This is a genomic window from Streptomyces sp. NPDC001927, from assembly GCF_053594455.1.
In genome coordinates this window covers 321,639-343,028 of sequence record NZ_JBSFEN010000011.1, presented here as the reverse complement: position 1 = coordinate 343,028, position 21,390 = coordinate 321,639, and the positions used below count along the sequence as shown (strand labels likewise).

General features: G+C 72.3%; 16 protein-coding genes and 1 other RNA gene. 12 read left to right on the top strand and 5 right to left on the bottom strand.

Features of this window, described 5'->3' with window-relative positions; genetic code table 11:
• Positions 1 to 123 precede the first annotated feature (123 nt).
• Positions 124 to 729, top strand: coding sequence for a TetR/AcrR family transcriptional regulator (locus ACWCO8_RS29410; protein WP_362011918.1), 606 nt, complete (start codon positions 124 to 126; stop codon positions 727 to 729).
• 12 nt (positions 730 to 741) lie between these two features.
• On the opposite strand, the gene ACWCO8_RS29405 is transcribed toward ACWCO8_RS29410, so the two are convergent.
• From ACWCO8_RS29405 to ACWCO8_RS29390, 4 genes are all read right to left on the bottom strand, one after another.
• Entirely contained in the window at positions 742 to 1,545 is an 804-nt protein-coding gene (locus ACWCO8_RS29405; RefSeq protein ID WP_451034825.1) for a carbohydrate ABC transporter permease, read from the bottom strand.
• A 116-nt stretch (positions 1,546 to 1,661) separates the two neighbouring features.
• Positions 1,662 to 2,987 (bottom strand): carbohydrate ABC transporter permease, encoded by a 1,326-nt coding sequence (locus tag ACWCO8_RS29400; protein ID WP_451034788.1) that lies wholly within the window; start codon positions 2,985 to 2,987, stop codon positions 1,662 to 1,664.
• A gap of 6 nt (positions 2,988 to 2,993) precedes the next feature.
• Positions 2,994 to 4,367: an ABC transporter substrate-binding protein gene (locus tag ACWCO8_RS29395; protein WP_451034787.1), complete on the bottom strand. Its 1,374-nt coding sequence runs from the start codon at positions 4,365 to 4,367 to the stop codon at positions 2,994 to 2,996.
• Positions 4,368 to 4,522: 155 nt separating this feature from the next.
• Positions 4,523 to 7,966 (bottom strand): FHA domain-containing protein, encoded by a 3,444-nt coding sequence (locus ACWCO8_RS29390; RefSeq protein ID WP_451034786.1) that lies wholly within the window; start codon positions 7,964 to 7,966, stop codon positions 4,523 to 4,525.
• Positions 7,967 to 8,397: 431 nt separating this feature from the next.
• On the opposite strand from ACWCO8_RS29390, the gene ACWCO8_RS29385 reads away from it, so the two are divergent.
• From ACWCO8_RS29385 to ACWCO8_RS29370, 4 genes are all read left to right on the top strand, one after another.
• Positions 8,398 to 10,113: a serine/threonine-protein kinase gene (locus ACWCO8_RS29385; protein ID WP_451034785.1), complete on the top strand. Its 1,716-nt coding sequence runs from the start codon at positions 8,398 to 8,400 to the stop codon at positions 10,111 to 10,113.
• 107 nt (positions 10,114 to 10,220) lie between these two features.
• The gene (locus tag ACWCO8_RS29380; RefSeq protein WP_362011906.1) at positions 10,221 to 11,486 is read left to right on the top strand and encodes a serine/threonine-protein kinase; all 1,266 of its coding nucleotides are present in this window, start codon (positions 10,221 to 10,223) and stop codon (positions 11,484 to 11,486) included.
• Between the two features lie 85 nt (positions 11,487 to 11,571).
• Positions 11,572 to 12,675 (top strand): peptide chain release factor 2, encoded by a 1,104-nt coding sequence (prfB, locus tag ACWCO8_RS29375; RefSeq protein WP_362011903.1) that lies wholly within the window; start codon positions 11,572 to 11,574, stop codon positions 12,673 to 12,675.
• A gap of 382 nt (positions 12,676 to 13,057) precedes the next feature.
• Positions 13,058 to 14,095 (top strand): hypothetical protein, encoded by a 1,038-nt coding sequence (locus ACWCO8_RS29370; protein WP_451034784.1) that lies wholly within the window; start codon positions 13,058 to 13,060, stop codon positions 14,093 to 14,095.
• 116 nt (positions 14,096 to 14,211) lie between these two features.
• Here the strand turns inward: ACWCO8_RS29370 and ACWCO8_RS29365 are convergent, their stop codons facing one another.
• On the bottom strand, positions 14,212 to 14,397 hold the full coding sequence (locus ACWCO8_RS29365) for a hypothetical protein (RefSeq protein WP_362011899.1): 186 nt from the start codon (positions 14,395 to 14,397) through the stop codon (positions 14,212 to 14,214).
• Positions 14,398 to 14,656: 259 nt separating this feature from the next.
• Here ACWCO8_RS29365 and ftsE point away from each other — a divergent pair, with 259 nt between their 5' ends.
• From ftsE to ACWCO8_RS29330, 7 genes are all read left to right on the top strand, one after another.
• Complete coding sequence (gene ftsE, locus ACWCO8_RS29360; protein ID WP_215071052.1) at positions 14,657 to 15,346, top strand: cell division ATP-binding protein FtsE; 690 nt, start codon at positions 14,657 to 14,659, stop codon at positions 15,344 to 15,346.
• 21 nt (positions 15,347 to 15,367) lie between these two features.
• Complete coding sequence (gene ftsX, locus ACWCO8_RS29355) at positions 15,368 to 16,285, top strand: permease-like cell division protein FtsX (protein WP_362011897.1); 918 nt, start codon at positions 15,368 to 15,370, stop codon at positions 16,283 to 16,285.
• 78 nt (positions 16,286 to 16,363) lie between these two features.
• The gene (locus tag ACWCO8_RS29350; RefSeq protein WP_451034783.1) at positions 16,364 to 17,557 is read left to right on the top strand and encodes a S41 family peptidase; all 1,194 of its coding nucleotides are present in this window, start codon (positions 16,364 to 16,366) and stop codon (positions 17,555 to 17,557) included.
• A gap of 18 nt (positions 17,558 to 17,575) precedes the next feature.
• A complete protein-coding gene (gene smpB, locus ACWCO8_RS29345) occupies positions 17,576 to 18,118 on the top strand; it encodes an SsrA-binding protein SmpB (protein WP_362011892.1) in 543 nt (180 codons plus the stop codon).
• 100 nt (positions 18,119 to 18,218) lie between these two features.
• Positions 18,219 to 18,588, top strand: a transfer-messenger RNA (tmRNA) gene (ssrA, locus tag ACWCO8_RS29340).
• Positions 18,589 to 18,801: 213 nt separating this feature from the next.
• A complete protein-coding gene (locus tag ACWCO8_RS29335) occupies positions 18,802 to 20,175 on the top strand; it encodes a nitrate/nitrite transporter (protein WP_451034782.1) in 1,374 nt (457 codons plus the stop codon).
• 77 nt (positions 20,176 to 20,252) lie between these two features.
• On the top strand, positions 20,253 to 21,389 hold the full coding sequence (locus tag ACWCO8_RS29330) for a uroporphyrinogen-III synthase (RefSeq protein ID WP_451034781.1): 1,137 nt from the start codon (positions 20,253 to 20,255) through the stop codon (positions 21,387 to 21,389).
• Position 21,390: the final 1 nt, after the last annotated feature.

Genomic DNA, 21,390 nt, shown 5'->3' with positions numbered 1-21,390 from the left:
TGAGCGACTGCGGCGACGATGGAACGGGTCCGTATCGTCGCTACGGGGAGAGTAGGACGGAGTGACGTCGCAACGCAACCGTTCCGTCGTGACGTAAGCGTGGCGTTGGCTAGGATCCCGCTCATGACGCCACCTCCCGGAACCCCCCGCCGCGCCCCCGCGGGAGCCGCCGTGCTCCGGGAGGACGTGACCGAGGCCATCCGCGCCGCCGTCTTCGACGAACTGGCCGCCGTCGGCTTCGCCCGGATGTCCATCGAGGGCATCGCGCGCCGCGCCGGGGTCGGCAAGACCGCCGTCTACCGCCGCTGGAAGTCCAAGCTCTCGCTCGTCCTCGACCTGCTCGGCGCCTTCGCGGCGCAGGGGCTGCCGGCCCCGGCGACCGGTTCGCTGTACGGGGACGTCCGCGCGCTCCTCGTCGTCGGCTCCCACGCCCTGCGCCACCCGGTGGCCTCCCAGGTCATCCCGGACCTGCTGGTGGAGGCCGCGCGGCAGCCGGAGATCGCCGAGGCGATCAAGGCCGCGCTGCTCGACAGCCAGCAGGGCGTGGTGGCGCAGATCGTCCGCGAGGCCGTGGAGCGCGGCGAGCTGCCGGAGGGCACGGACCCGGATCGCGCCCTGGACCTGATCGTGGGGCCGCTCTACTGGCGGCTCGTGGTGGTGCGCGGCGAGCTGCCGAAGGGGTACGTGGACGAGCTCGCGCGCTCGGCGGTGGCGGCGCTCAAGGCGTAGGCACCGGGGCGGTCACTTCACCGCGCCCGCCATCACGCCCGAGACGAACTGGCGCTGGAAGGCGAAGAAGACCGCCAGCGGGATCAGCATCGACAGGAACGCGCCGGGCGCGAGCACGTCGATGTTGTTCCCGAACTGCCGGACTTGCTGCTGCAGCGCCACGGTGATCGGCGGCGACTCGGAGTCCGCGAAGATCAGCGCGACCAGCATGTCGTTCCAGACCCAGAGGAACTGGAAGATCCCGAGCGAGGCGATCGCGGGACCGCCGAGCGGCAGGACGACCCGGGTGAAGAGCCGGATCTCGCCGCACCCGTCGAGCCGGGCCGCTTCGAGGAGCTCCTTCGGGATCTCCGCGAAGAAGTTCCGTAGCAGGAAGATCGCGAAGGGCAGTCCGAAGGCGGTGTGGAAGAGCACGACCCCGAGGGTCGTCTCGAAGATGCCGATCGTCCCGAACAGCTTCGACACCGGGATCAGCGCGACCTGCACCGGGACCACCAGCAGCCCCACGACCACCAGGAACCACCAGTCGCGGCCGGGGAAGTCCAGCCAGGCGAAGGCGTACCCGGCGAGGGAGCCGATGACCAGGACCAGGAGCGTGGCCGGGACGGTGATGAGGACGGTGTTGAGGAGGGAGCCGGTGATGGTCTCGTTGGAGAGCAGGGCCGCGTAGTTCTCGACGGTCAGCTGGGCGGGGGAGGTGAAGACCTGCCACCAGCCGCTCTCGCTGATGTCGGTGGGGCTGCGGAGGGAGGAGAGCAGCAGGCCGACCGTCGGCATCAGCCAGAAGAGGCCGACGAGGACGAGGAAGACCCGCATCGCGCCGCCGGCGGCCCGGGAGGCCAGCCGCGAGCCGAGCCCGGCGGACGGCCGCGCGGCCGCCCGCGCCTGCCCCCGCGCGGCGGGTGGTGCGGCCGAGCGAGTGGTGGGGGTTGTCACCTGCGGGCCTCCCTTCGCATCCGGCGGATGTTGAACGCCATCACCGGGATCACCAGCAGGAGCAGCAGGACGGCGATGGCCGAGCCCACCCCGAGATCGGCGTCCGTCCCGAACGACGAGCGGTACAGCTGGAGCGCCAGCACGTTCGCGTCGTCCTGGGCCGAGCCCGGCGCGATGATGAAGACCAGGTCGAAGATCTTCAGGACGTTGATCATCAGGGTCACCAGGACGACGGCCAGGACCGGCGCGAGGAGCGGCACGGTGATCCGGCGGAAGACCTGCCACTCGTTCGCCCCGTCGACCCGGGCGGCCTCGAGGAGTTCCCGGGGCATGCCGGCCAGTCCTGCCGCGATCAGGACCATCGCGAACCCGGCCCACATCCACACGTAGCTGCCGATGATCGCCGGGGTCACGAGCGAGGGGCCCAGCCACTCCACCCCGTTGTACTGCGCGCGGAAGTTGCTCGCGGGCAGCCGTAGGAGGGCGCCGTCGGCGGAGGGCGGGAGGGTGAACGAGCCGTCGGCCGCCGCCCGCGTCGTGGCCACCACCGCCCCGTCCTTGACCGCCTCGATCCGCAGCCCCTTGAGGCCGACCTCTTTCGGGTCGACGGCGTTGGGCTTCCCGCCGCCGCCCTTGGTGAAGTCCAGCCAGGCGGTGCCGGTGATCCCACCGCCCTGGGCGGTCTCCGGTTGCCGCGCCGGGCGGGCGTCCTCCGGCATCTGCGCCGGCGCCACACCGATCAGCGGGAGCCGCGCCGGTTCGCCCGCGCGGACCGGGCTCTTGGTGATGTACGCGCCGCCGCCGGCCGCTTCGAGCGGATGGACGGGCAACGGGCGCGCCCGGGGGAAGACGGAGGCCTCGGCGAAGGTGTCGTGGACGCCGACCCAGACGGCGTTGGCGACACCGCGGTCCGGGTCCTGCTCGTACACAAGGCGGAAGATGATGCCCGCGGCCAGCATCGAGATCGCCATGGGCATGAAGACGAGCAGCTTGAACGCCGTGCCCCAGCGCACCCGCTCGGTGAGCACCGCGAAGATCAGGCCGAGGGCGGTCGCGACGGTCGGCGCGACGACCGCCCAGATCGCGTTGTTCCGTACGGCGGTGAGGATCGTGTCGTCGGTGAAGAGGGCGACGTAGTTGTCGAGGCCCGCGAAGGAGTCCCCGGCCTTGTCGAAGAACGAGCGGTGGACGGAGTACCCGATGGGGTAGACGACGAGCGCGCCGAGCAGGACCAGGGCGGGGAGGAGGAACCCCACCGCGACCGTCCTGCGCGAGCCGGCTTTGCGAGCCGTGGGCGTGGTGCCTTCAGCTGCGGAGGGCACGGCGCGTCAGCTCTTGTAGGCCTTGGCGGCGTCCGCTTCGAGCCGCTCCTGCGTCCCCGCGATGTCCTTCGGGTTCTTCAGGAAGTCCTGCAGCGCCTTCCACTCGCCCTTGCCGGGGGTGCCGCCGAAGGACTGCGGCATCTGGTCCGACATGTCGAAGCGGAAGTCGTCCCCGGCCTCCAGGAGCGCCTTGGCGATCTCGCGCTGGACGTCGTTCGGGTACGCGCTCAGGTTCATGTTCTTGTTGGGGGAGAGGAAGCCGCCCGCGCCCGCCCAGATCGCGGCCGCGTCCGGGGAGGCGAGGAAGGTCAGCAGGGCCTGGGCGCCCTTGGTGTCCTTCAGGGCCACCGCCGCGTCGCCGCCCGTGACGACCGGGGAGGCCGCGCCGACCGCCGGGAACGGGAACACCTTCGCGTCCGTGCCGATCTTCGCGCTGGTCTGCGCGATGTTGACGGCCGAGAAGTCGCCCTCGAAGACCATCGCGCCCTTGGGCTGGTCGCCGCCGGTGAAGGTCTGGGTGACCGAGGCGGGGAACTCCGTCTGCAGCGCGCCGTCCGCGCCGCCCGCGATCAGCTCCGGCTTGCCGAACAGTTCGGCGAGGGTCGTGAGGGCCTTGGTGACGGACGCGTCCGTCCACTTGATCCGGTGCTTGGCCAGCTGGTCGTACTTCTCCGGGCCCGCCTGGGAGAGGTAGATGTTCTCGAACCAGTCGGTGAGCGTCCAGCCGTCCGCCCCGCCGATGGAGACCGGGGTGACGCCGGAGGCCGAGATCGTCTCGGCGGTCGCCAGGAACTCCTTCCAGGTCTTCGGCTCGGTGGCGCCCGCGTTCTCGAAGGCGGCGTTGTTGTACCAGATCAGGGACTTGTTGGCGGCCTTGAAGTACACGCCGTACTGCTTGCCGTCGACCGCGCCGAGCTCCCGCCAGCCCGGGGAGTAGTTCTTGGCGAGCTGCGCCTCGGCCTCCGGGCCGACCGGCTTGAGCCACTTCTGGGCGGCGGCCTGCTGGATCGCGCCGACCTGCGGGAGCATCGCGATGTCGGGCGGGGAGCCGCCCGCGATCTTCGTGCCGAGGAAGTTCACGATCGGGTCCTGGGCGGGCACGAAGGTGACGGTGGCGCCGGTGCGCTTCTCGAACTCCTTCAGGACCTTGGTGAAGTTCTCCTGCTCGGGGCCGGTCCAGACGGCCGCGACCTCGATCTTCTCGCCCTTGAGGGAGGGCAGGGTGAGGCTGCTCGCGGAGGTCGCCGGCGGGCCGGGTTCCTTCGTGCCCGAGTTCTCGCCCTCGCTGCCGCCGCAGCCGGCGAGGGCGAGTCCGAGGGTGAGCGCGGTGACCGTGGCGACGGTCCGTGCGGCCCTGCGTGGACGAAGAGTTGTACGCATTTCTGCCCCGTCTCTCCTGTGCGCGGTGCGTGGCCCCCGCACTCAGGTCTACGCCGGGGGCCCGGGGCCCGCAATACCGCCTTCCGTGCCAAGTGGGCGATCGTGATGGGCTCGTGACGTCCTGTCAGGAGCCGTTCAGGTGCCGTCGGAGGTTGTCAGGTGCGCGTCGCGGGGGTGAGCGGGGAGAGCGGGGTCGCGTCGAGGGAGCGGGCGGCGCGGTCGAGCGCGCTGGCGAGGAGTGCCAGGTCGGTCGGGCCGTTGCCCAGCTCGCGGACGGGTCTGCGGGTGGGCGGATCGCCCATCCGCTCCCACTCCAGCGGGACGACCGTGGGCCGGAGCGTCGCCGTGCGCGGGATGCGGCCGGTGACCCGTCCGGCCTGGAACGGGGTGACCCGGCCGTCCGGGTGACCGAGCCGTCCCCGGCCGGGCGCGGGGTCGTCGGGACCGGGCGCGGCGGGGGCCGCGTCGAGCACGATCCGCAGCCGGGCGCCGTGGGCCAGCTCCGTGTCCGCCGTACGGTCGGGGCGCGCCGAGGTCGCGACCAGGTGCACCCCGAGCCGCGCACCGCCGCGCGCGACGGCTTCCAGGGCCCGTACGACCGACCCGGCGGCGGGCCGGCCGGGCGAACCGAGCGCGGGCGCGACGAGCGCGTCGAAGTCGTCGACCAGCACGACGAGCCGGGGGAGCGCGGCGGCCTCGTCACCGGCCCACAGCCGCTGCGGGTCCGGCTCCCCGCCGGGCCGCGGCACGCGCCCCGACCCCGGCGCCACGAGCTCGTCCGCCCCGGGGCGCGGCGTGTGGCCGCTGGGGAGGTAGGTGAGGGCGTCCGTCCCGGGGTGGGGGGTGCGGCCGCTCGGGCGGTACGTGAGGTCGTCGGCGCCCGCGCCGGGGTGCGGGGTCCGGCCGCTCGGGCGGTCGGCGAGGTCCTCGGCCCCGGAGCGGTGGGTCCGCGCGCTCGGGAGGTAGGTGAGGTCGTCGGAGCCGGGGCGGGGTGTCCGGTCGCTGGGGAGGTACGTGAGGTCGTCCGAGCCGGGGCGGGGTGTCCGGTCGCTCGGGCGGTACGTGAGGTCGTCGGAGCCCGGGCGTGGGGTGCGGGTGTCGGTCGGGGTGTCGGTGCCCGGGCGGGCGCCGACCGAGCCCTCGCCCGTGCGGAGGGTGCGGCTGCTCGGGCGGTCGGCCAGGTCGCCCTTGCGGGCGTCCGGGATGCGGGCGGCGCCCAGGGACTCCGCCGCGCTCGCCGTGCGCTGGCCGATCATGCGGGCCGCCTGGCGGTCCGCGAAGTGCCCGTCGCCCAGGATCTCCGCCCGGCGCTTCAGCTCCGCGCCCAGCGCCTGGGCGAACTCCCGCATCCGGACCGGGTCGGAGGCCACCAGGTGCTCGGTGACGTGCGGCAGCTCCGTGCACGCCGCGAGCCCCTCGCCGCGCTCACCGCCCGCGCCGTCCACAAGGAGCAGCCCCAGCCGGTCCGGGCGGCCGCCGGCCGCCAGGGAGGCCGCGATCGAGCGCAGCAGCTCCGTCCGTCCGCTGCCCGCGGGCCCCTCGATCAGCAGATGGGGCCCCTCCTCCGTCAGGTCGACGGAGACCGGCCCGCGCGGCCCGGCACCCAGGACGGCCGTGCCGTCCCCGGCCGCCGCCCAGCGCGCGAGGAGCGAAGCGGGCGTCGCCCGGGCCAGGCCCAACTCGTCGAGGAGCCGCGCGGACCGGGGCAGCGCCGTCGCGGCCGTCCGCCCCCGCGCGGCCGGGGCGTCCGTGCGCAACGGGGCGAGCGCCCGGCCGAAGCGCTCCGCCCAGGCCACCGACACCGCGTCCACCACGCCCACGGTCCCGTGGCCCGCGGCCCGGCCCCCTGCCGTACGCAGCAGGCGCAGCGCCGTCGCCACGTCACCGCTCAGCAGGGCGACCGCCCCGCACTCGCGGAACGCGAGCGAGGCCGCGCAGGCGCTCTCGTACGTCGCGGCGACCGGGGAGACCGGCGACGCGGCCGGCGCCTCGGCCAGACAGATCAGGTGGATCCCGGCGGCCGGGCCCGCGCCCGCGAGCCGCGCGGTGGTCTCGCGCAGCGCCGCCGAACCGGGGTCGCCGTCCACGATCACGACCGTCACCGGTCCTTCGTACCGCGCCGCTGCCTCGGCGACCGTCGCGCGGTCGGCGCTCGGCCAGCCGGGGCCGAGCGGTCCGTCGTCGAGCCGCCGGGTCAGCTCCGCCGTACGGGCCTGGGCCTGATCGCGGTCGTACGCGAGGAGCAGGCGGCAGTCCTGGCCGTGCGCCGGGCGCAGGTGCGGGAGCCAGCCGAGCCAGCCCCAGGCCCGCCGCCGCTCCTCCACGGGGCGGGCGCGGTCCGCGCTGATCAGCACGATCTCCAGGTCGGCGGGGGAGTGCAGGGCCGCGAGCTGCGCGACCACGGAGCGGGCCAGACCGGCCAGGCGGGCGCCGGGGCCCGCGAGCCCGAGCGAGCCGGCCTCGCGCAGCCCGACGGTGACAGGCACGCCGGACAGCTCGGCCCGGTCGGTGGTGCCGAGCCGGACGACGAGCGCCTCGGGGTGGTCCGCCCCGCGCTCCCAGAGCCGGGGGCCGGGACCGAGCGCCGTGAGCAGGACGGCCGCCGGGTCCGGCCAGGTCTCGGGGCTCGGCGCGGCGGGGCCTGCGAGCAGGTCGCCGCCGGGCTGCCGGGTGTGGGTGTCCGTACCGGAGTCGCCGGGGGCCTGGACGTCCTCCCTGGCGCCGGTGAAGCGGCGGGCCCAGGCTCCTATCCCGCCGCGCCTGCCACGCGGTGCCGGGGCCTCGGGGTTGGTCGCCCGGATCCTGCTGTGCGTCTCGCCCGCGCCCTCGCCGTCCGCGTCCGCGCCCGCGCCCTGCGAGTCGGCCACGCGTGCGTGCGGCGGTGAGCCGGTGGCGGAGCCGCCGTCGCCGGCCGCTCCGTCGCGGGGCGCCGGCGTCGCGAGCTCCACGCGCAGGTGGCCCTCGCCGTCCGGCGCCGTGCGCAGGGAGGCCGAACCACCGGCCGTACCGCCGTCCTCCGGGCCCGTCAGGCGGAGGGCGGACTCGCCGAGGCGCAGGAGCGCGCCCGGGGCGAGCCGGACGGGGCGGTCGCCGACCGCCGTGCCGTCCAGCGTCGTGCCGTTCGTGGAGCCGAGGTCCGCGACCGTGACCCGGCCGTCGTCCCCGACCGTGACCGTGCAGTGCACCCGGGAGACGTCCGGGTCGTCGAGCGGGACGTCCGCGTCCAGGGAACGGCCGATTCTGATCGGTCCGCGGTGCAGGAGGTGCACGCCTCCCGCGTCGGGCCCCGCGACGACATGGAGCCGGGCCGAGGCGTCCTCGGCCGGAAGGTCGTCCTCGCCGGGGACGTGGAGCGTGAGGATCGCGCCGTCGACCAGTGGGGGCTCGCCGAGCGAGCACCGGCGCGCGTCGAGCCGCTCCCGGCCCGCGTACAGCACGGTGGAGCCCGACAGGGAGGTGTCCGGGCCGGAGACGGCCGCGGCGAGATTGGAGGCCACGGCGGCCAGGGCCGTCCCCGCGGGGGCGGTGACGAGCACGTCGCACGCGCGCCCGGCGCCGTGCCCGGCGTTCGGCGCGAGGACGGTCAGCCGGATCTGCATCGCCGTCAGCGGTCCCTTCTGCGCGTGTGCCCGGCAGGGGAACCACCCGTATCTCCCCCCACCCGGCACGGACGCGTCGCCCGGTACAGGTCGGCACGGCGCGAGGGGCTCCCGACCCGTTACGCGACGTGCTGTGTGCATCCTCGCACCTGCCACTGACAACCCGCCCGCGGGTCGCCTTCAAGTGATCTTGAATGGTCGGCTGTGGACCTAAAAGTGCCTGGTTGGGTACGGCTTCGGACGTGCGCGGCAACCACCGGCACCCCCTGCGCGTCTTGTTTTCGGACAAGTCGGATGCCGGAATCAGCCGTCCAGGGGTCGACCGTTGACCCGTGCGGCGGCACTAAAGTGGGTCGGACACCCGGACGGGTCACCACACAGGACAGGAACCCCGGGAACCCCAGGACCACGATCAGCAGGGAGCGCGTGACGTGCGGCCAATCGGCAGCAAGTACCTGCTCGAGGAGCCGCTCGGACGCGGCGCCACGGGCACCGTCTGGCGAGCCCGCCAGCGGGAGGCGGCAGGCGCCGAGGCGGCCGTGCAGGGCCAGCCCGGCGAGACCGTGGCGATCAAGGTCCTCAAGGAGGAGCTGGCCAACGACGCGGACATCGTGATGCGCTTCCTGCGCGAGCGGTCCGTCCTGCTCCGGCTCACCCACCCGAACATCGTGCGCACCCGCGACCTGGTCGTCGAGGGCGATGTCCTCGCCCTGGTCATGGACCTCGTCGAGGGCCCCGACCTGCACCGGTACATCCGCGAGAACGGCCCGCTCACCCCGGTCGCCGCCGCGCTCCTGACCGCGCAGATCGCCGACGCGCTGGCCGCCAGCCACGCCGACGGCGTCGTCCACCGCGACCTGAAGCCCGCCAACGTGCTGCTCGCGGAGCAGCACGGCCAGATGCACCCGATGCTGACCGACTTCGGCATCGCGCGGCTCGCCGACTCCCCGGGCCTGACCCGGACGCACGAGTTCGTCGGCACGCCCGCGTACGTCGCGCCCGAGTCCGCCGAGGGCCGCCCGCAGACCTCCGCCGTCGACATCTACGGCGCGGGCATCCTGCTCTACGAGCTGGTCACCGGCCGTCCCCCGTTCGCCGGCGGCACCGCCCTCGAAGTCCTGCACCGGCACCTGAGCGAGGAGCCGCGCCGCCCGTCGACCGTGCCCGCCCCGCTGTGGACGGTCATAGAGCGCTGCCTGAGCAAGGACCCCGACCGCCGGCCGAGCGCCGAGAACCTGGCCCGCGGCCTGCGTACGGTCGCGGCCGGCATCGGCGTCCACTCCACGCCCGCGCAGATCGAGGCCGCCGACGGCGTCGGCGCGCTGCTCGCCCCCGACCCGGCGCCCGCGCCGGTCCCTGGGATGCCCGGCGCCGCCGACCCGACCCAGGTGCTGCCGAGCAACGCCGGGCAGTACGACCCCGCCGCCCCGACGAGCGTCATGCAGACGAGCGGCCCCGGCGGCGGCCCGATGGGCGGCGCGGACCCGACGGCGGTCATGCCGCCCGTACCGTCGCAGCCGCCGCAGGTCGCGGCGAACGAGGAGCAGCCGCACCCCTGGCAGAGCCAGCTGGCCGCCGCCCGCGACCGCAACGAGCAGACGCAGATGCAGTACCTGGACCCGAGCGAGGACCCGCTGCGTCGGCGTCCGCAGCGCCAGCCGCAGCCGCCGCAGCACCAGCCTCAGCAGCACCAGCAGCAACGGCAGGCCCCGCAGCCGTACCAGCAGCCCCAGCAGCAGCCCCGGTACCAGCAGCAGCCTCCGCAGCAGCAGTACGCGCCCGCGCCGCAGCAGGCGTACCACCCGCCCCAGCAGCAGCAGTACAACCCGCCGCAGCAGCCCGCCCCGCAGGCTCCGCAGCCGCCGGCTCCGCGCGAACCGCGTCCGCCGCGCCGGCGCGGCGCCAACCCGATGCGGATCCCCGGCCTCGGCTGTCTGAAGGGCTGTCTCTTCTCGATCCTGATGTTCGTGGTCGCGGGCTGGCTCATCTGGGAGCTGACCCCGCTCCAGAGCTGGATCGCCGAGGGCAAGAGCTACTGGCAGGCCATCGGGGACGGAATCTCGTCCTTCACCGACTGGGTCTCCGAGCTCGCGGACTCCGGAAGCGGGAGCACCAGCGGTACCACTACCGGCGGTACGGGGCAGTAAGTCTGCCGATTTATCGACTTCCGAGGGGTGATTTCGCTTCGGAAGTGACGACCAGCGGCTGCGGACGCGTAACTTTGACGCGTCCGCCAGCCGCTGAGGGAGCAGTCTTGGCACGCAATATCGGCAGCCGCTACACGGCCCACCAGATCCTCGGTCGGGGCAGCGCCGGCACGGTGTGGCTCGGCGAGGGCCCGGAGGGCCCCGTCGCCATCAAGCTGCTGCGCGAGGACCTGGCCTCGGACCAGGAGCTCGTCGGCCGCTTCGTCCAGGAACGCACCGCCCTGCTCGGGCTCGACCACCCCCGGGTGGTCGCCGTCCGCGACCTCGTCGTCGACGGCAACGACCTGGCGCTCGTGATGGACCTGGTCCGCGGCACGGACCTGCGCACCCGGCTCGACCGCGAGCGCAGGCTCGCCCCCGAGGCGGCCGTCGCGATCATCGCCGACGTCGCGGACGGCCTCGCCGCCGCGCACAAGGCCGGCGTCGTCCACCGGGACGTCAAGCCCGAGAACATCCTGCTCGACATGGAGGGCCCGCTCGGCCCCGGCGGCGCCCACCCCGCGCTCCTCACCGACTTCGGCGTCGCCAAGCTCATCGACACGCCCGGCCGCACCAAGGCGACGCGGATCATCGGCACGCCGGACTACCTCGCCCCGGAGATCGTCGAAGGCCTGCCGCCGCGCGCCGCCGTCGACATCTACGCCCTCGCGACCGTCCTGTACGAGCTCCTGGCCGGCTTCACGCCCTTCGGCGGCGGCCACCCGGGCGCGGTGCTGCGCCGCCACGTCACGGAGACGGTCGTCCCACTGCCGGGCATCCCCGAGGAGCTGTGGCAGCTCATCGTCCAGTGCCTGGCCAAGGCCCCGGCGTCCCGGCTGCGCGCCTCGGAGCTGGGCAGCCGGCTGCGGGAGTGCCTGCCGCTGCTCAAGGGGCTGCCGCCGCTGGACGTGGACGAGCCCGACGACGCCGAGCAGCAGGCGCAGGAGCCGCGCGAGGACGACCCGTACCCGACGGGCGCGAGTGCGGGCGGGGCGGGCACGCCCTCCGGGACGGCCGCCCCGCGCCGGGCCGCCGTGCCCCTGGTCCCGGGCGCGTCCCCCGACTCCAACCGGGACACCCACACCTCCATGCGCGTCCCCGCCCCCGACGAGCTGGCGGGCGGCCCCCTGGGCACGGCCCGCGCCCCGCGCTCGGCGGGCGCCCGGCGCCCGGGCTCGGCCCGCCACAAGGCGGAGACGGTCCGCAAGCGCCGGATCACCCTCGCCGTCGCGGCGCTCCTGGTCGCGGGAGCGGTGGGGGTGGGCGGCTACCTGGCGACCGCGGAGGAGTCGGACGTACCCCCGCAGGACTCGAAGACGTCGACGCAGCCCTAGGGCCTGTCTGGGCCCACGGGGGCCCACCGGGGCCCGTCGTGGCCTGGGGGGCGGGGGATTCGCGGCGAGCCGTTACGCTGGACGCGTGGCAGTCGTCGATGTATCCGAAGAGCTGAAGTCCCTCTCCTCGACCATGGGGTCGATCGAGGCCGTCCTGGACCTCGAAAAGCTGAGGGCCGACATCGCCGTGCTCGAAGAGCAGGCCGCGGCCCCGTCCCTGTGGGACGACCCGGAGGCGGCGCAGAAGATCACCAGCAAGCTTTCGCACCTCCAGGCCGAGGTCCGCAAGGCCGAGGCCCTGCGTGGCCGGATCGACGACCTCGGGGTGCTCTTCGAGCTCGCCGAGGAGATGGACGACCCGGACACCCGCGTCGAGGCGGAGACGGAGCTGGTCTCCGTCCGCAAGGCGCTGGACGAGATGGAAGTCCGTACGCTCCTCTCCGGCGAGTACGACGAGCGCGAGGCGCTGGTCAACATCCGCGCCGAGGCGGGCGGCGTCGACGCCGCCGACTTCGCGGAGCAGCTCCAGCGCATGTACCTGCGCTGGGCCGAGCGGCACGGCTACGGCACCGAGGTCTACGAGACCTCGTACGCGGAAGAGGCCGGCATCAAGTCGACCACGTTCGTGGTCAAGGCCCCGTACGCGTACGGCACGCTCTCGGTCGAGCAGGGCACGCACCGACTGGTGCGCATCTCGCCGTTCGACAACCAGGGTCGCCGCCAGACCTCGTTCGCGGGCGTCGAGATCCTCCCGGTCGTCGAGTCCTCGGACCACGTCGAGATCGACGAGTCCGACCTGCGCGTGGACGTCTACCGCGCGTCGGGCCCCGGCGGCCAGGGCGTCAACACGACCGACTCGGCGGTGCGCATCACGCACATCCCGACCGGCATCGTGGTCTCCTGCCAGAACGAGCGCTCCCAGATCCAGAACAAGGCGAGCGCCATGAACGTCCTCCAGGCCAAGCTCCTCGAGCGCCAGCGCCAGGAGGAGCGCGCCAAGATGGACGCCCTCAAGGACAGCGGCAGCTCCTGGGGCAACCAGATGCGCTCGTACGTCCTGCACCCGTACCAGATGGTCAAGGACCTCCGCACGGAGCACGAGGTCGGCAACCCGCAGGCGGTCCTCGACGGCGAGATCGACGGCTTCCTGGAAGCGGGCATCCGCTGGCGCAAGCAGCAGGAGAAGTAGCCTCCAGCTTTCTGTCCCACCACGCGACGGGCCCCACTCGACCACGAGTGGGGCCCGTTCGTGCGGGTGAGCCGTTCGCGGGCGCAAGTGCCTGAGGGGCGATCCTGACGCTTTGTCGACATGGGAACTGGCCTTGGAGGGACGGTAGTTCCACGTTTACGTCACAGTTGCATCCCCGCATGCTGGGCAACTGGTGATCTTTCGGGCATCGCACGCGCAACGACCTTGACGCGTATGCGGAAACTCGGAAGGGTGACAGGTTGCATGCGTATCTCTGGGGCGTGTGTGAAACGGGGGCCGGTTGAGTGACACGCCGCTCCCGGTGCCCGAGGCCCCGAGCGCTGCTCCAATGACGAGATGAGCTACTGGGGGTAGCAGCCAGATGACCAAGAAGACGCGGATCCGCGTAGCGCGTATAGCGGCCGGCGCGGTGATCGCGGCCGGCGCGTCGCTCACCGCGGCCGGTGCCGCTTCCGCCGTTGGTGTGTCCTTCGGGGCCGAGGTCAACGACGGCACGGTCGAGGTCAAGGCCGGCGTCGAGGGCCTTGATGGTGGCGTCGACGGCGGCGTTGACGGCGGCGTCGATGGCGGCGTTGACGGTGGCGCCGGTAACGGTGGCAACGACGGCGGTGCCGGCAACGGCGGTAACGACGGCGGTGCCGGTAACGGTGGCAACGACGGTGGCGCCGGTAACGGTGGCAACGACGGCGGTGCCGGCAATGGCGGTAACGACGGTGGCGCCGGTAACGGTGGCAACGACGGTGGTGCCGGCAATGGCGGTAACGACGGTGGCGCCGGTAACGGTGGCAACGACGGCGGTGCCGGCAATGGCGGTAACGACGGCGGTGCCGGTAACGGTGGCAACGACGGTGGCGCCGGCAATGGCGGTAACGACGGTGGCGCCGGTAACGGTGGCAACGACGGCGGTGCCGGCAATGGCGGTAACGACGGCGGTGCCGGCAATGGTGGCAACGACGGTGGCGCCGGTAACGGTGGCAACGACGGCGGTGCCGGCAACGGCGGCAACGGTGGCAACGCCGGTAACGGCAACGGCGGGAACGGGAACGGTGGCAACGCCGGGAACGGCAACGGCGGGAACGGGAACGGTGGCAACGCCGGGAACGGGAACGGCGGCAACGGCGGCAACGGCAGCGCCGACAACGGTGGCAGCACCTCCACCAACGGTGGCGCCGGCACCTGCACCGTCGACCTCGATGGCGCCGAGTGCGTGAGCAACAACCCCGACACCGACAACGCCGGCTCGCAGCCCGTCGAGCAGGGCAAGGCCAAGGAGGAGCTGGCTGAGACCGGCGCCGCCGAGACCTCGTTCCTGCTCATCGGTGCCGCGACCATGATCGCCGGTGGCATCGGCTTCCGCATGCTGCCGCGTCTGGTCGGTGGCGGCCGCGCCGCCGTCTGAGACGACGGGCGGTAGCGCGTCGGCGCGGGTAAGTCAGCGCGAAGGCGCGTAGAGCGTACGAGAGGGCCGGGGGGTCACCCCCGGCCCTCTCTCACGTTCCGGCTCGCGTGCGGGGCCTACGCCGCCTGCAGCGCCGCCAACAGGGCCATCGTCGCCAGCAGGGCGATCACGAGGGCCAGCACCATCGCAGGGGTCAGGCCCGTCGACGGGTCAAGCCGCTCCCGGTTCGCGCGGCAGACGGGGCAGCGACCCTCCGCGACGGGGGCCGCGCAGTTGGCGCACACCAGTCGGTCATACGTCATGCGCTCTCCTCCTCCCGCACAGCGGTCCACACGGGGTTTCACACCAAGGACAACGCCCGGTGGCACCCGAGCGTTCCCCCTACCACTGTGCCAGCTCCGACGCGTTTCGGCGCGCCCCGTCGGATTACACCCGGATCGCATCGCTTCCGCCCCGGAGGGCGAAAAGGATAAAGCACGCAAGCCGGGACCGCGACTGCGCGGGCCATCCCCGGTCGCGTAAGGTCGCGCACACCTACTCCCGGCCGACCGTGGTGCATCCGTGATCCGATTCGACAACGTCTCCAAGTCCTATCCGAAGCAGAACCGCCCCGCGCTCCGGGATGTATCCCTGGAGATCGAGAAGGGGGAGTTCGTCTTCCTCGTCGGTTCCTCCGGCTCCGGAAAGTCGACTTTTCTCCGGCTGATCCTGCGCGAGGAGCGCTGCAGCCACGGCCAGGTGCATGTCCTCGGCAAGGACCTCGCCCGGCTCTCCAATTGGAAGGTGCCCCACATGCGGCGCCAGCTCGGGACCGTCTTCCAGGACTTCCGGCTGCTGCCCAACAAGACCGTCGCCGAGAACGTCGCCTTCGCCCAGGAGGTCATCGGCAAGCCGCGCGGCGAGATCCGCAAGGCCGTGCCCCAGGTCCTCGACCTCGTCGGCCTCGGCGGCAAGGAGGACCGGATGCCCGGCGAGCTCTCCGGTGGTGAGCAGCAGCGCGTCGCCATCGCCCGGGCCTTCGTGAACCGGCCCATGCTGCTGATCGCGGACGAGCCCACCGGCAACCTCGACCCGCAGACCTCCGTCGGCATCATGAAGCTGCTCGACCGGATCAACAGGACAGGGACCACCGTCGTCATGGCGACCCACGACCAGAACATCGTCGACCAGATGCGCAAGCGCGTCATCGAGCTCGAAAAGGGCCGCCTCGTCCGCGACCAGGCGCGCGGCGTCTACGGATACCAGCACTGAGCAGGTAGGGGATAGATCACCATGCGCGCTCAGTTCGTGCTCTCCGAGATCGGCGTCGGCCTTCGCCGCAATCTCACGATGACCTTCGCCGTCATCGTCTCCGTGGCCCTCTCGCTCGCCCTCTTCGGCGGTGCGCTGCTCATGCGCGAGCAGGTCAGCACGATGAAGGACTACTGGTACGACAAGGTCAACGTCTCCATCTTCCTCTGCAACAAGAATGACGCGGCCGCCTCCACCAAGTGCGCCAAGGGTGCGGTGACCGCGCAGCAGAAGGAGCAGATCCAGGCCGATCTGAAGAAGATGGACATCGTCGAGTCCGTCCACCACGAGACGACCGACGAGGCCTACAAGCACTACAAGGAGCAGTACAGCGACACCGCCATCGCCTCGGTCATCACGCCCGACCAGATGCAGGAGTCGTTCCGGGTCAAGCTGCACGACCCGGAGAAGTACAAGGTCGTCGCCACCGCCTTCGCCGGCCGGGACGGCGTGGAGTCCGTGCAGGACCAGCGCAACATCCTGCAGAACCTCTTCGACCTGATGAACGGCATGAACATCGCCGCCCTCGGCATCATGGGGCTGATGCTCGTCATCGCGCTGATGCTGATCGTCAACACGGTGCGCGTCTCCGCCTTCAGCCGGCGGCGCGAGACCGGCATCATGCGGCTGGTCGGCGCCTCCAGCTTCTACATCCAGATGCCGTTCATCATGGAGGCCGCCTTCGCCGGACTCCTCGGCGGCGCCGTCGCCTGCGTCATGCTCCTGGTCGGCCGGTACTTCCTCATCGACCACGGCATCGCCCTCGCCGACAAGATGCAGCTCGTCAACTTCATCGGCTGGGACGCCGTCCTGGCCAAGCTGCCGCTCGTCATCGCCATCGGCCTGCTGATGCCCGCCCTTGCGGCCTTCGTGGCGCTGCGCAAGTACCTGAAGGTGTGACAAGGACCCCTCAGACACCCTTGGCGCCGTACGGTCAACCACCGTACGGCGCCATTGCTTTGTCCTAGAGTGAGCGCCATGCCTACCGGCCCCGACCCCAGTCCGCGGCCCCGCGGAGTTCTGCGCGGGGCCGCCCTGACGCTGGTCTTCGCCGGAGTGCTCGCGACGGCCGCGGCCACCGGGGCCCTGCCGCGGCAGGAGCCCATCGCCCTCAAGCGCGCCCCGCAGGCCGCGCCCGCCCGTGACCGGGACACCGTCGACCCGGCCGACCTCTCCCGCGCCGCCGCCGAGGCGATGGCCGACGGGAAGTCCGGCAAGCAGGCCGCCGAGGAGTTCGTCAGCCGCAGCGGCGACCGCTGGGGCGCGGTCTACGGCAAGGCCGAGTTCGAGGAGTTCGCACAGGCCCTCGACGGCTCGTACACCGGCGTCGGGCTCTCCGCGCGCAAGGCGGGGGTGGAGAGGATCGAGATCTCCCGCGTCCACGCCGGCGGACCCGCCGCCAAGGCCGGGCTGCGCGCCGGCGACCGGCTCGTCACCGTCGACGGGCGCTCCCTGGCCGGGCTCTCCGTCTCCGAGGTCGTCGCCCTGCTGCGCGGCGACGGCGCCGGCCGGGCCGGTTCCACCGTCGCCCTCGGCGTCGAGCGCGGCCGCGCCGCCTGGACCGAGACCCTGACCCGGGCCCGGCTCGCCAACGACGACGTCACCGTGCGGCGCCTCGACGACGGCGTCGTACTGATCAAGGTGGCCGCCTTCACCAAGGGCGTGGGCGAGCGGGTACGGGCGGCGGTACGGGCCGCCCCGGCCGGCGCCGGGGTCCTCCTGGACCTGCGGGGCAACGCCGGCGGCCTGGTCGCCGAGGCCACCGTGGCCGCCTCCGCCTTCCTCGACGGCGGTCTGGTCGCCACGTACGACATCGACGGCGAGCAGCGCGCGCTGTACGCGCAGAGCGGCGGCGACACCGCCCGGCCCGTCGTGGCCCTGGTCGACGGCGGCACGATGAGCGCCGCCGAGCTGCTCACCGGCGCCCTCAAGGACCGCGGCCGGGCCGTCACCGTCGGCTCACGGACCTTCGGCAAGGGCGCGGTGCAGATGCCGAGCACGCTGCCCGACGGCTCCGTCGCCGAGCTGACCGTCGGCCACTACCGCACTCCGGCGGGTCACGGCGTCGACGGCCTCGGCATCACCCCGGACCTCGTGGTCAGCGACAGCACGGGCGAGCGGGCCGAGGAGCGGGCCAGAACAGTATTGAGTGGCCTCGGAGGGGGCTCGTAGTGCGAAAATGGCCGCACTATGGCTAAGGGACTCGTGAACGTGCAGGGCAAGCCTGCCAAGAAGAAGGACCAGGACAAGGCTCCTGAGCGCAAGCTCATCGCGCAGAACAAGAAGGCGCGCCACGACTACCACATCATCGACACCTACGAGTGTGGACTGGTGCTCATGGGCACCGAGGTGAAGTCGCTCCGGATGGGCCGGGCGTCGCTGGTCGACGGCTTCGTCCAGATCGACCGCGGCGAGGCGTGGCTGCACAACATCCACGTACCGGAGTACTCCCAGGGCAGCTGGACCAACCACTCGGCGAAGCGGAAGCGCAAGCTGCTGCTGCACCGCGCCGAGATCGACAAGCTGGAGTCGAAGTCCCAGGAGACGGGCCACACGATCGTGCCCCTCGCCCTGTACTTCCTGAACGGCCGGGTCAAGGTCGAGATCGCGCTCGCCAAGGGCAAGAAGGAGTACGACAAGCGGCAGACGCTGCGGGAGAAGCAGGACACCCGCGAGACGAGCCGGGCGATCGCGGCGGCCAAGCGGCGCCAGCGGGCGGCCCAGCTCGCATAGGACCCGTAGGGCCCCGTTAAGTCGCTGGCAACCGTACGCGGTCGTCACGTACGATGGGTCACGCACCTCACAGCGGGTGCGCGCTTTGAAAAATCAACATGGGGATGATCGGTTTCGACAGCGGATGTCGAAGCAGGGGAAGCGTGTCGAGGAAGCGGCAATGATCTCGTAAACCATATGTCGCAACCAATAATCGCCAACACCAAGCGCGATTCCTTCGCCCTCGCTGCCTAAGTAGCGACTTGCGAAGTGTCAGCCCGGGGGTGATCCCGACCCGGATCCTGGCATCATCAAGGGATCTAAACTTCTAAGCCCGGTCACGGGGCCTAGAAGGAAATCAAACAGTGACTGAGCCCGTCGGAGACTTGTCCGCGTGATCTCCGGGGCCGAGAAAATCGCAGCGGACTGCACACGGAGAAGCCCTGATTCTGCACCGTTGGACGCGGGTTCGATTCCCGCCATCTCCACTCATCCCATGTGGGCACGGGCCCGGCAGTCGTCACGACGACCGCCGGGCCTTTGTCATGCCCGGGTGCTCACAGCAGTTGTGCGGGTCCGGTGAGAGCTAGGTTCCGTACCCGTCACTTCGCGCCACCGGCGCCGAAACGCGGCTTGCCTAGCGTCAGCGCTCAAGAGGTCCAGAGCATCTGGACGCTCGGGACCCGACACCGTGGAGGTACGTGATGGGCGGCCGGTGGATCGAACGCTGGGAGCCGGAGGACGAGACCTTCTGGCGTGAAGAGGGAGAACGGATCGCCCGGCGCAATCTGATCTTCTCCGTGCTCTCCGAGCACATCGGGTTCTCCATCTGGAGCCTGTGGTCCGTGATGGTCCTCTTCATGGGGCCGCAGTACGGGATCGACCCTGCGGGCAAGTTCTTCCTGATCGCGACCGCGACCTTCGTCGGGGCGCTGATCCGCGTCCCGTACACCTTCGCCGTCGCCCGCTTCGGCGGCCGGAACTGGACGATCGTCAGCGCGCTGCTGCTCCTGCTGCCGACGGGCGTCGCCTACGCGGTGATGGAGCCAGGCACCTCGTACGGCACCTTCCTGCTGGTCGCCGCGCTCACCGGGGTCGGCGGCGGCAACTTCGCCTCCTCCATGACCAACATCAACGCCTTCTTCCCGCTCCGGAAGAAGGGCTGGGCGCTCGGGCTCAACGCGGGCGGCGGGAACATCGGCGTCCCCGTCGTCCAGCTCGTCGGCCTGCTCGTCATCGGCACCGCCGGCGCGCTGCACCCGCGGATCGTCCTCGGCGTCTACATCCCGCTGATCGTCGTCGCCGCCCTGTGCGCGGCGCTCTTCATGGACAACCTCGCCCCGGTGAAGAACGACACCGGCGCCGCGAAGGAGGCCGTGCGGGCCGGCCACACCTGGATCATGGCCTTCCTCTACATCGGCACCTTCGGCTCCTTCATCGGCTACAGCTTCGCCTTCGGGCTGGTCCTGCAGACCCAGTTCGGGCGCACCCCGCTCCAGGCCGCCTCGCTCACCTTCATCGGCCCGCTCCTCGGCTCGCTGATCCGGCCCGTCGGCGGCTCCCTCGCCGACCGGTACGGCGGCGCCCGCATCACGCTGTGGACCTTCGCCGCGATGGCCGCGTCGACCGGGGTCGTGGTCTACGCCTCGGTGGTCGAGTCCCTCACCGTCTTCCTCGTCGGCTTCATCGGGCTCTTCGTCCTCAGCGGCCTCGGCAACGGCTCCACGTACAAGATGATCCCCGCGATCTTCCTCGCGCAGGGGCACCGCCGGGGCCTGTCGGGCGAGGCGGCGGAGGCGTACGGCCGCAGGCTCTCCGGGGCCGCCATGGGGCTGATCGGGGCCGTGGGAGCGCTCGGCGGGCTCGGGATCAACCTGGCCTTCCGGCAGTCCTTCCAGACCGCGGGCACCGGCACCGCCGCGTTCGTCGCCTTCCTGCTCTTCTACGCGGCCTGCATGGTCGTGACCTGGGCGGTATACCTTCGCCGGCCGGCGGTCGTACCGGACACGGCCGAGGGCGTCGAGGCGGGCGACGGTGCCAGGGACAAGGCCCGGCAGCCCGGTTACGCCGAGGTGTGAGCCCTCCAGTGGTCCGTAACGGGCAGGAAATCCAGGTGAACCGCATCCGTCACGCATCGCCGTCAGGCTCGGCTCTCATGGACGAGCAAGAGCAGGGACCCCTCGCGGGGTTCACCGTGGGGGTCACCGCGGCACGGCGCGCGGACGAACTCGGCGCGCTGCTGCGCCGCCGGGGCGCGGCCGTGACACACGGCCCCGCGCTGCGGATCGTGCCGCTCGCGGACGACACGGAACTGCTCGCCGCGACCAAGGAACTCATCGACCACGCCCCGGACGTCGTCGTCGCCACGACGGCGATCGGCTTCCGGGGCTGGGTCGAGGCCGCCGACGGCTGGGGCCACGGCGAGGAACTCCTCGACTGCCTACGGGGCGTGGAGCTGCTCGCCCGCGGCCCCAAGGTCAAGGGCGCGGTCCGGGCGGCGGGGCTCACCGAGTCGTGGTCGCCGTCGTCCGAGTCCATGGCCGAGGTCCTCGACCGGCTGCTCGCCGAGGGGGTGGCCGGGCGGCGGATCGCGCTCCAGTTGCACGGGGAGCCGCTGCCGGGGTTCGTGGAGGCCCTGACGGCGGGCGGCGCGGAGGTCGTCGGCGTACCGGTCTACCGGTGGATGCCGCCCGAGGACATCGGCCCCCTCGACCGGCTCCTGGACGGGGTCCTGACGGGCGCGCTCGACGCGGTGACCTTCACCAGCGCGCCCGCCGCGGCCTCGCTGCTGTCCCGGGCGGAGCACCGGGGCGCGCTGCCCGAACTCCTCGAAGCGCTGCGGCACGACGTGCTCGCCGTGTGCGTGGGGCCGGTGACCGCGCTGCCGCTCCAGGCGCACGGCATCGACACCCTCCAGCCGGAGCGCTTCCGGCTCGGCCCGCTGGTCCAGGTGCTCTGCCAGGAACTGCCCGCCCGGGCGCGCAGCCTGCCGGTGGCCGGGCACCGGATCGAGATCCGCGGCCACGCGGTCCTCGTCGACGGCCTGCTGCGCCCGGTCCCGCCGGCCGGGATGGCCCTGCTCGCGGCCCTGGCCCGGCGCCCCGGCTGGGTGGTCTCCCGCCCCGACCTGCTCCGCGCCCTGCCCGGCGCGGGCCGGGACGAGCACGCGGTGGAGACGGCGATGGCCCGGCTCCGCACGGCCCTCGGCACCCCGAAGCTGATCCAGACGGTCGTCAAGCGCGGCTACCGGCTGGCCGTGGACCCGGTGGCGGAGACGAAGTACGACGGGTAGG

Excerpts from the sequence above, each read along its gene's own strand:
- ACWCO8_RS29330 (WP_451034781.1), top strand. The coding sequence starts at position 20,253 with ATGGACGAGCAAGAGCAGGGACCCCTCGCGGGGTTCACCGTGGGGGTC.
- ACWCO8_RS29350 (WP_451034783.1), top strand. The coding sequence starts at position 16,364 with ATGCCTACCGGCCCCGACCCCAGTCCGCGGCCCCGCGGAGTTCTGCGC.
- ACWCO8_RS29335 (WP_451034782.1), top strand. The coding sequence starts at position 18,802 with ATGGGCGGCCGGTGGATCGAACGCTGGGAGCCGGAGGACGAGACCTTC.
- ACWCO8_RS29390 (WP_451034786.1), bottom strand. The coding sequence starts at position 7,966 with ATGCAGATCCGGCTGACCGTCCTCGCGCCGAACGCCGGGCACGGCGCC.
- ACWCO8_RS29405 (WP_451034825.1), bottom strand. The coding sequence starts at position 1,545 with ATGCGGGTCTTCCTCGTCCTCGTCGGCCTCTTCTGGCTGATGCCGACG.
- smpB (WP_362011892.1), top strand. The coding sequence starts at position 17,576 with ATGGCTAAGGGACTCGTGAACGTGCAGGGCAAGCCTGCCAAGAAGAAG.
- ACWCO8_RS29410 (WP_362011918.1), top strand. The coding sequence starts at position 124 with ATGACGCCACCTCCCGGAACCCCCCGCCGCGCCCCCGCGGGAGCCGCC.
- ftsX (WP_362011897.1), top strand. The coding sequence starts at position 15,368 with ATGCGCGCTCAGTTCGTGCTCTCCGAGATCGGCGTCGGCCTTCGCCGC.
- ACWCO8_RS29395 (WP_451034787.1), bottom strand. The coding sequence starts at position 4,367 with ATGCGTACAACTCTTCGTCCACGCAGGGCCGCACGGACCGTCGCCACG.
- ACWCO8_RS29370 (WP_451034784.1), top strand. The coding sequence starts at position 13,058 with ATGACCAAGAAGACGCGGATCCGCGTAGCGCGTATAGCGGCCGGCGCG.
- ACWCO8_RS29365 (WP_362011899.1), bottom strand. The coding sequence starts at position 14,397 with ATGACGTATGACCGACTGGTGTGCGCCAACTGCGCGGCCCCCGTCGCG.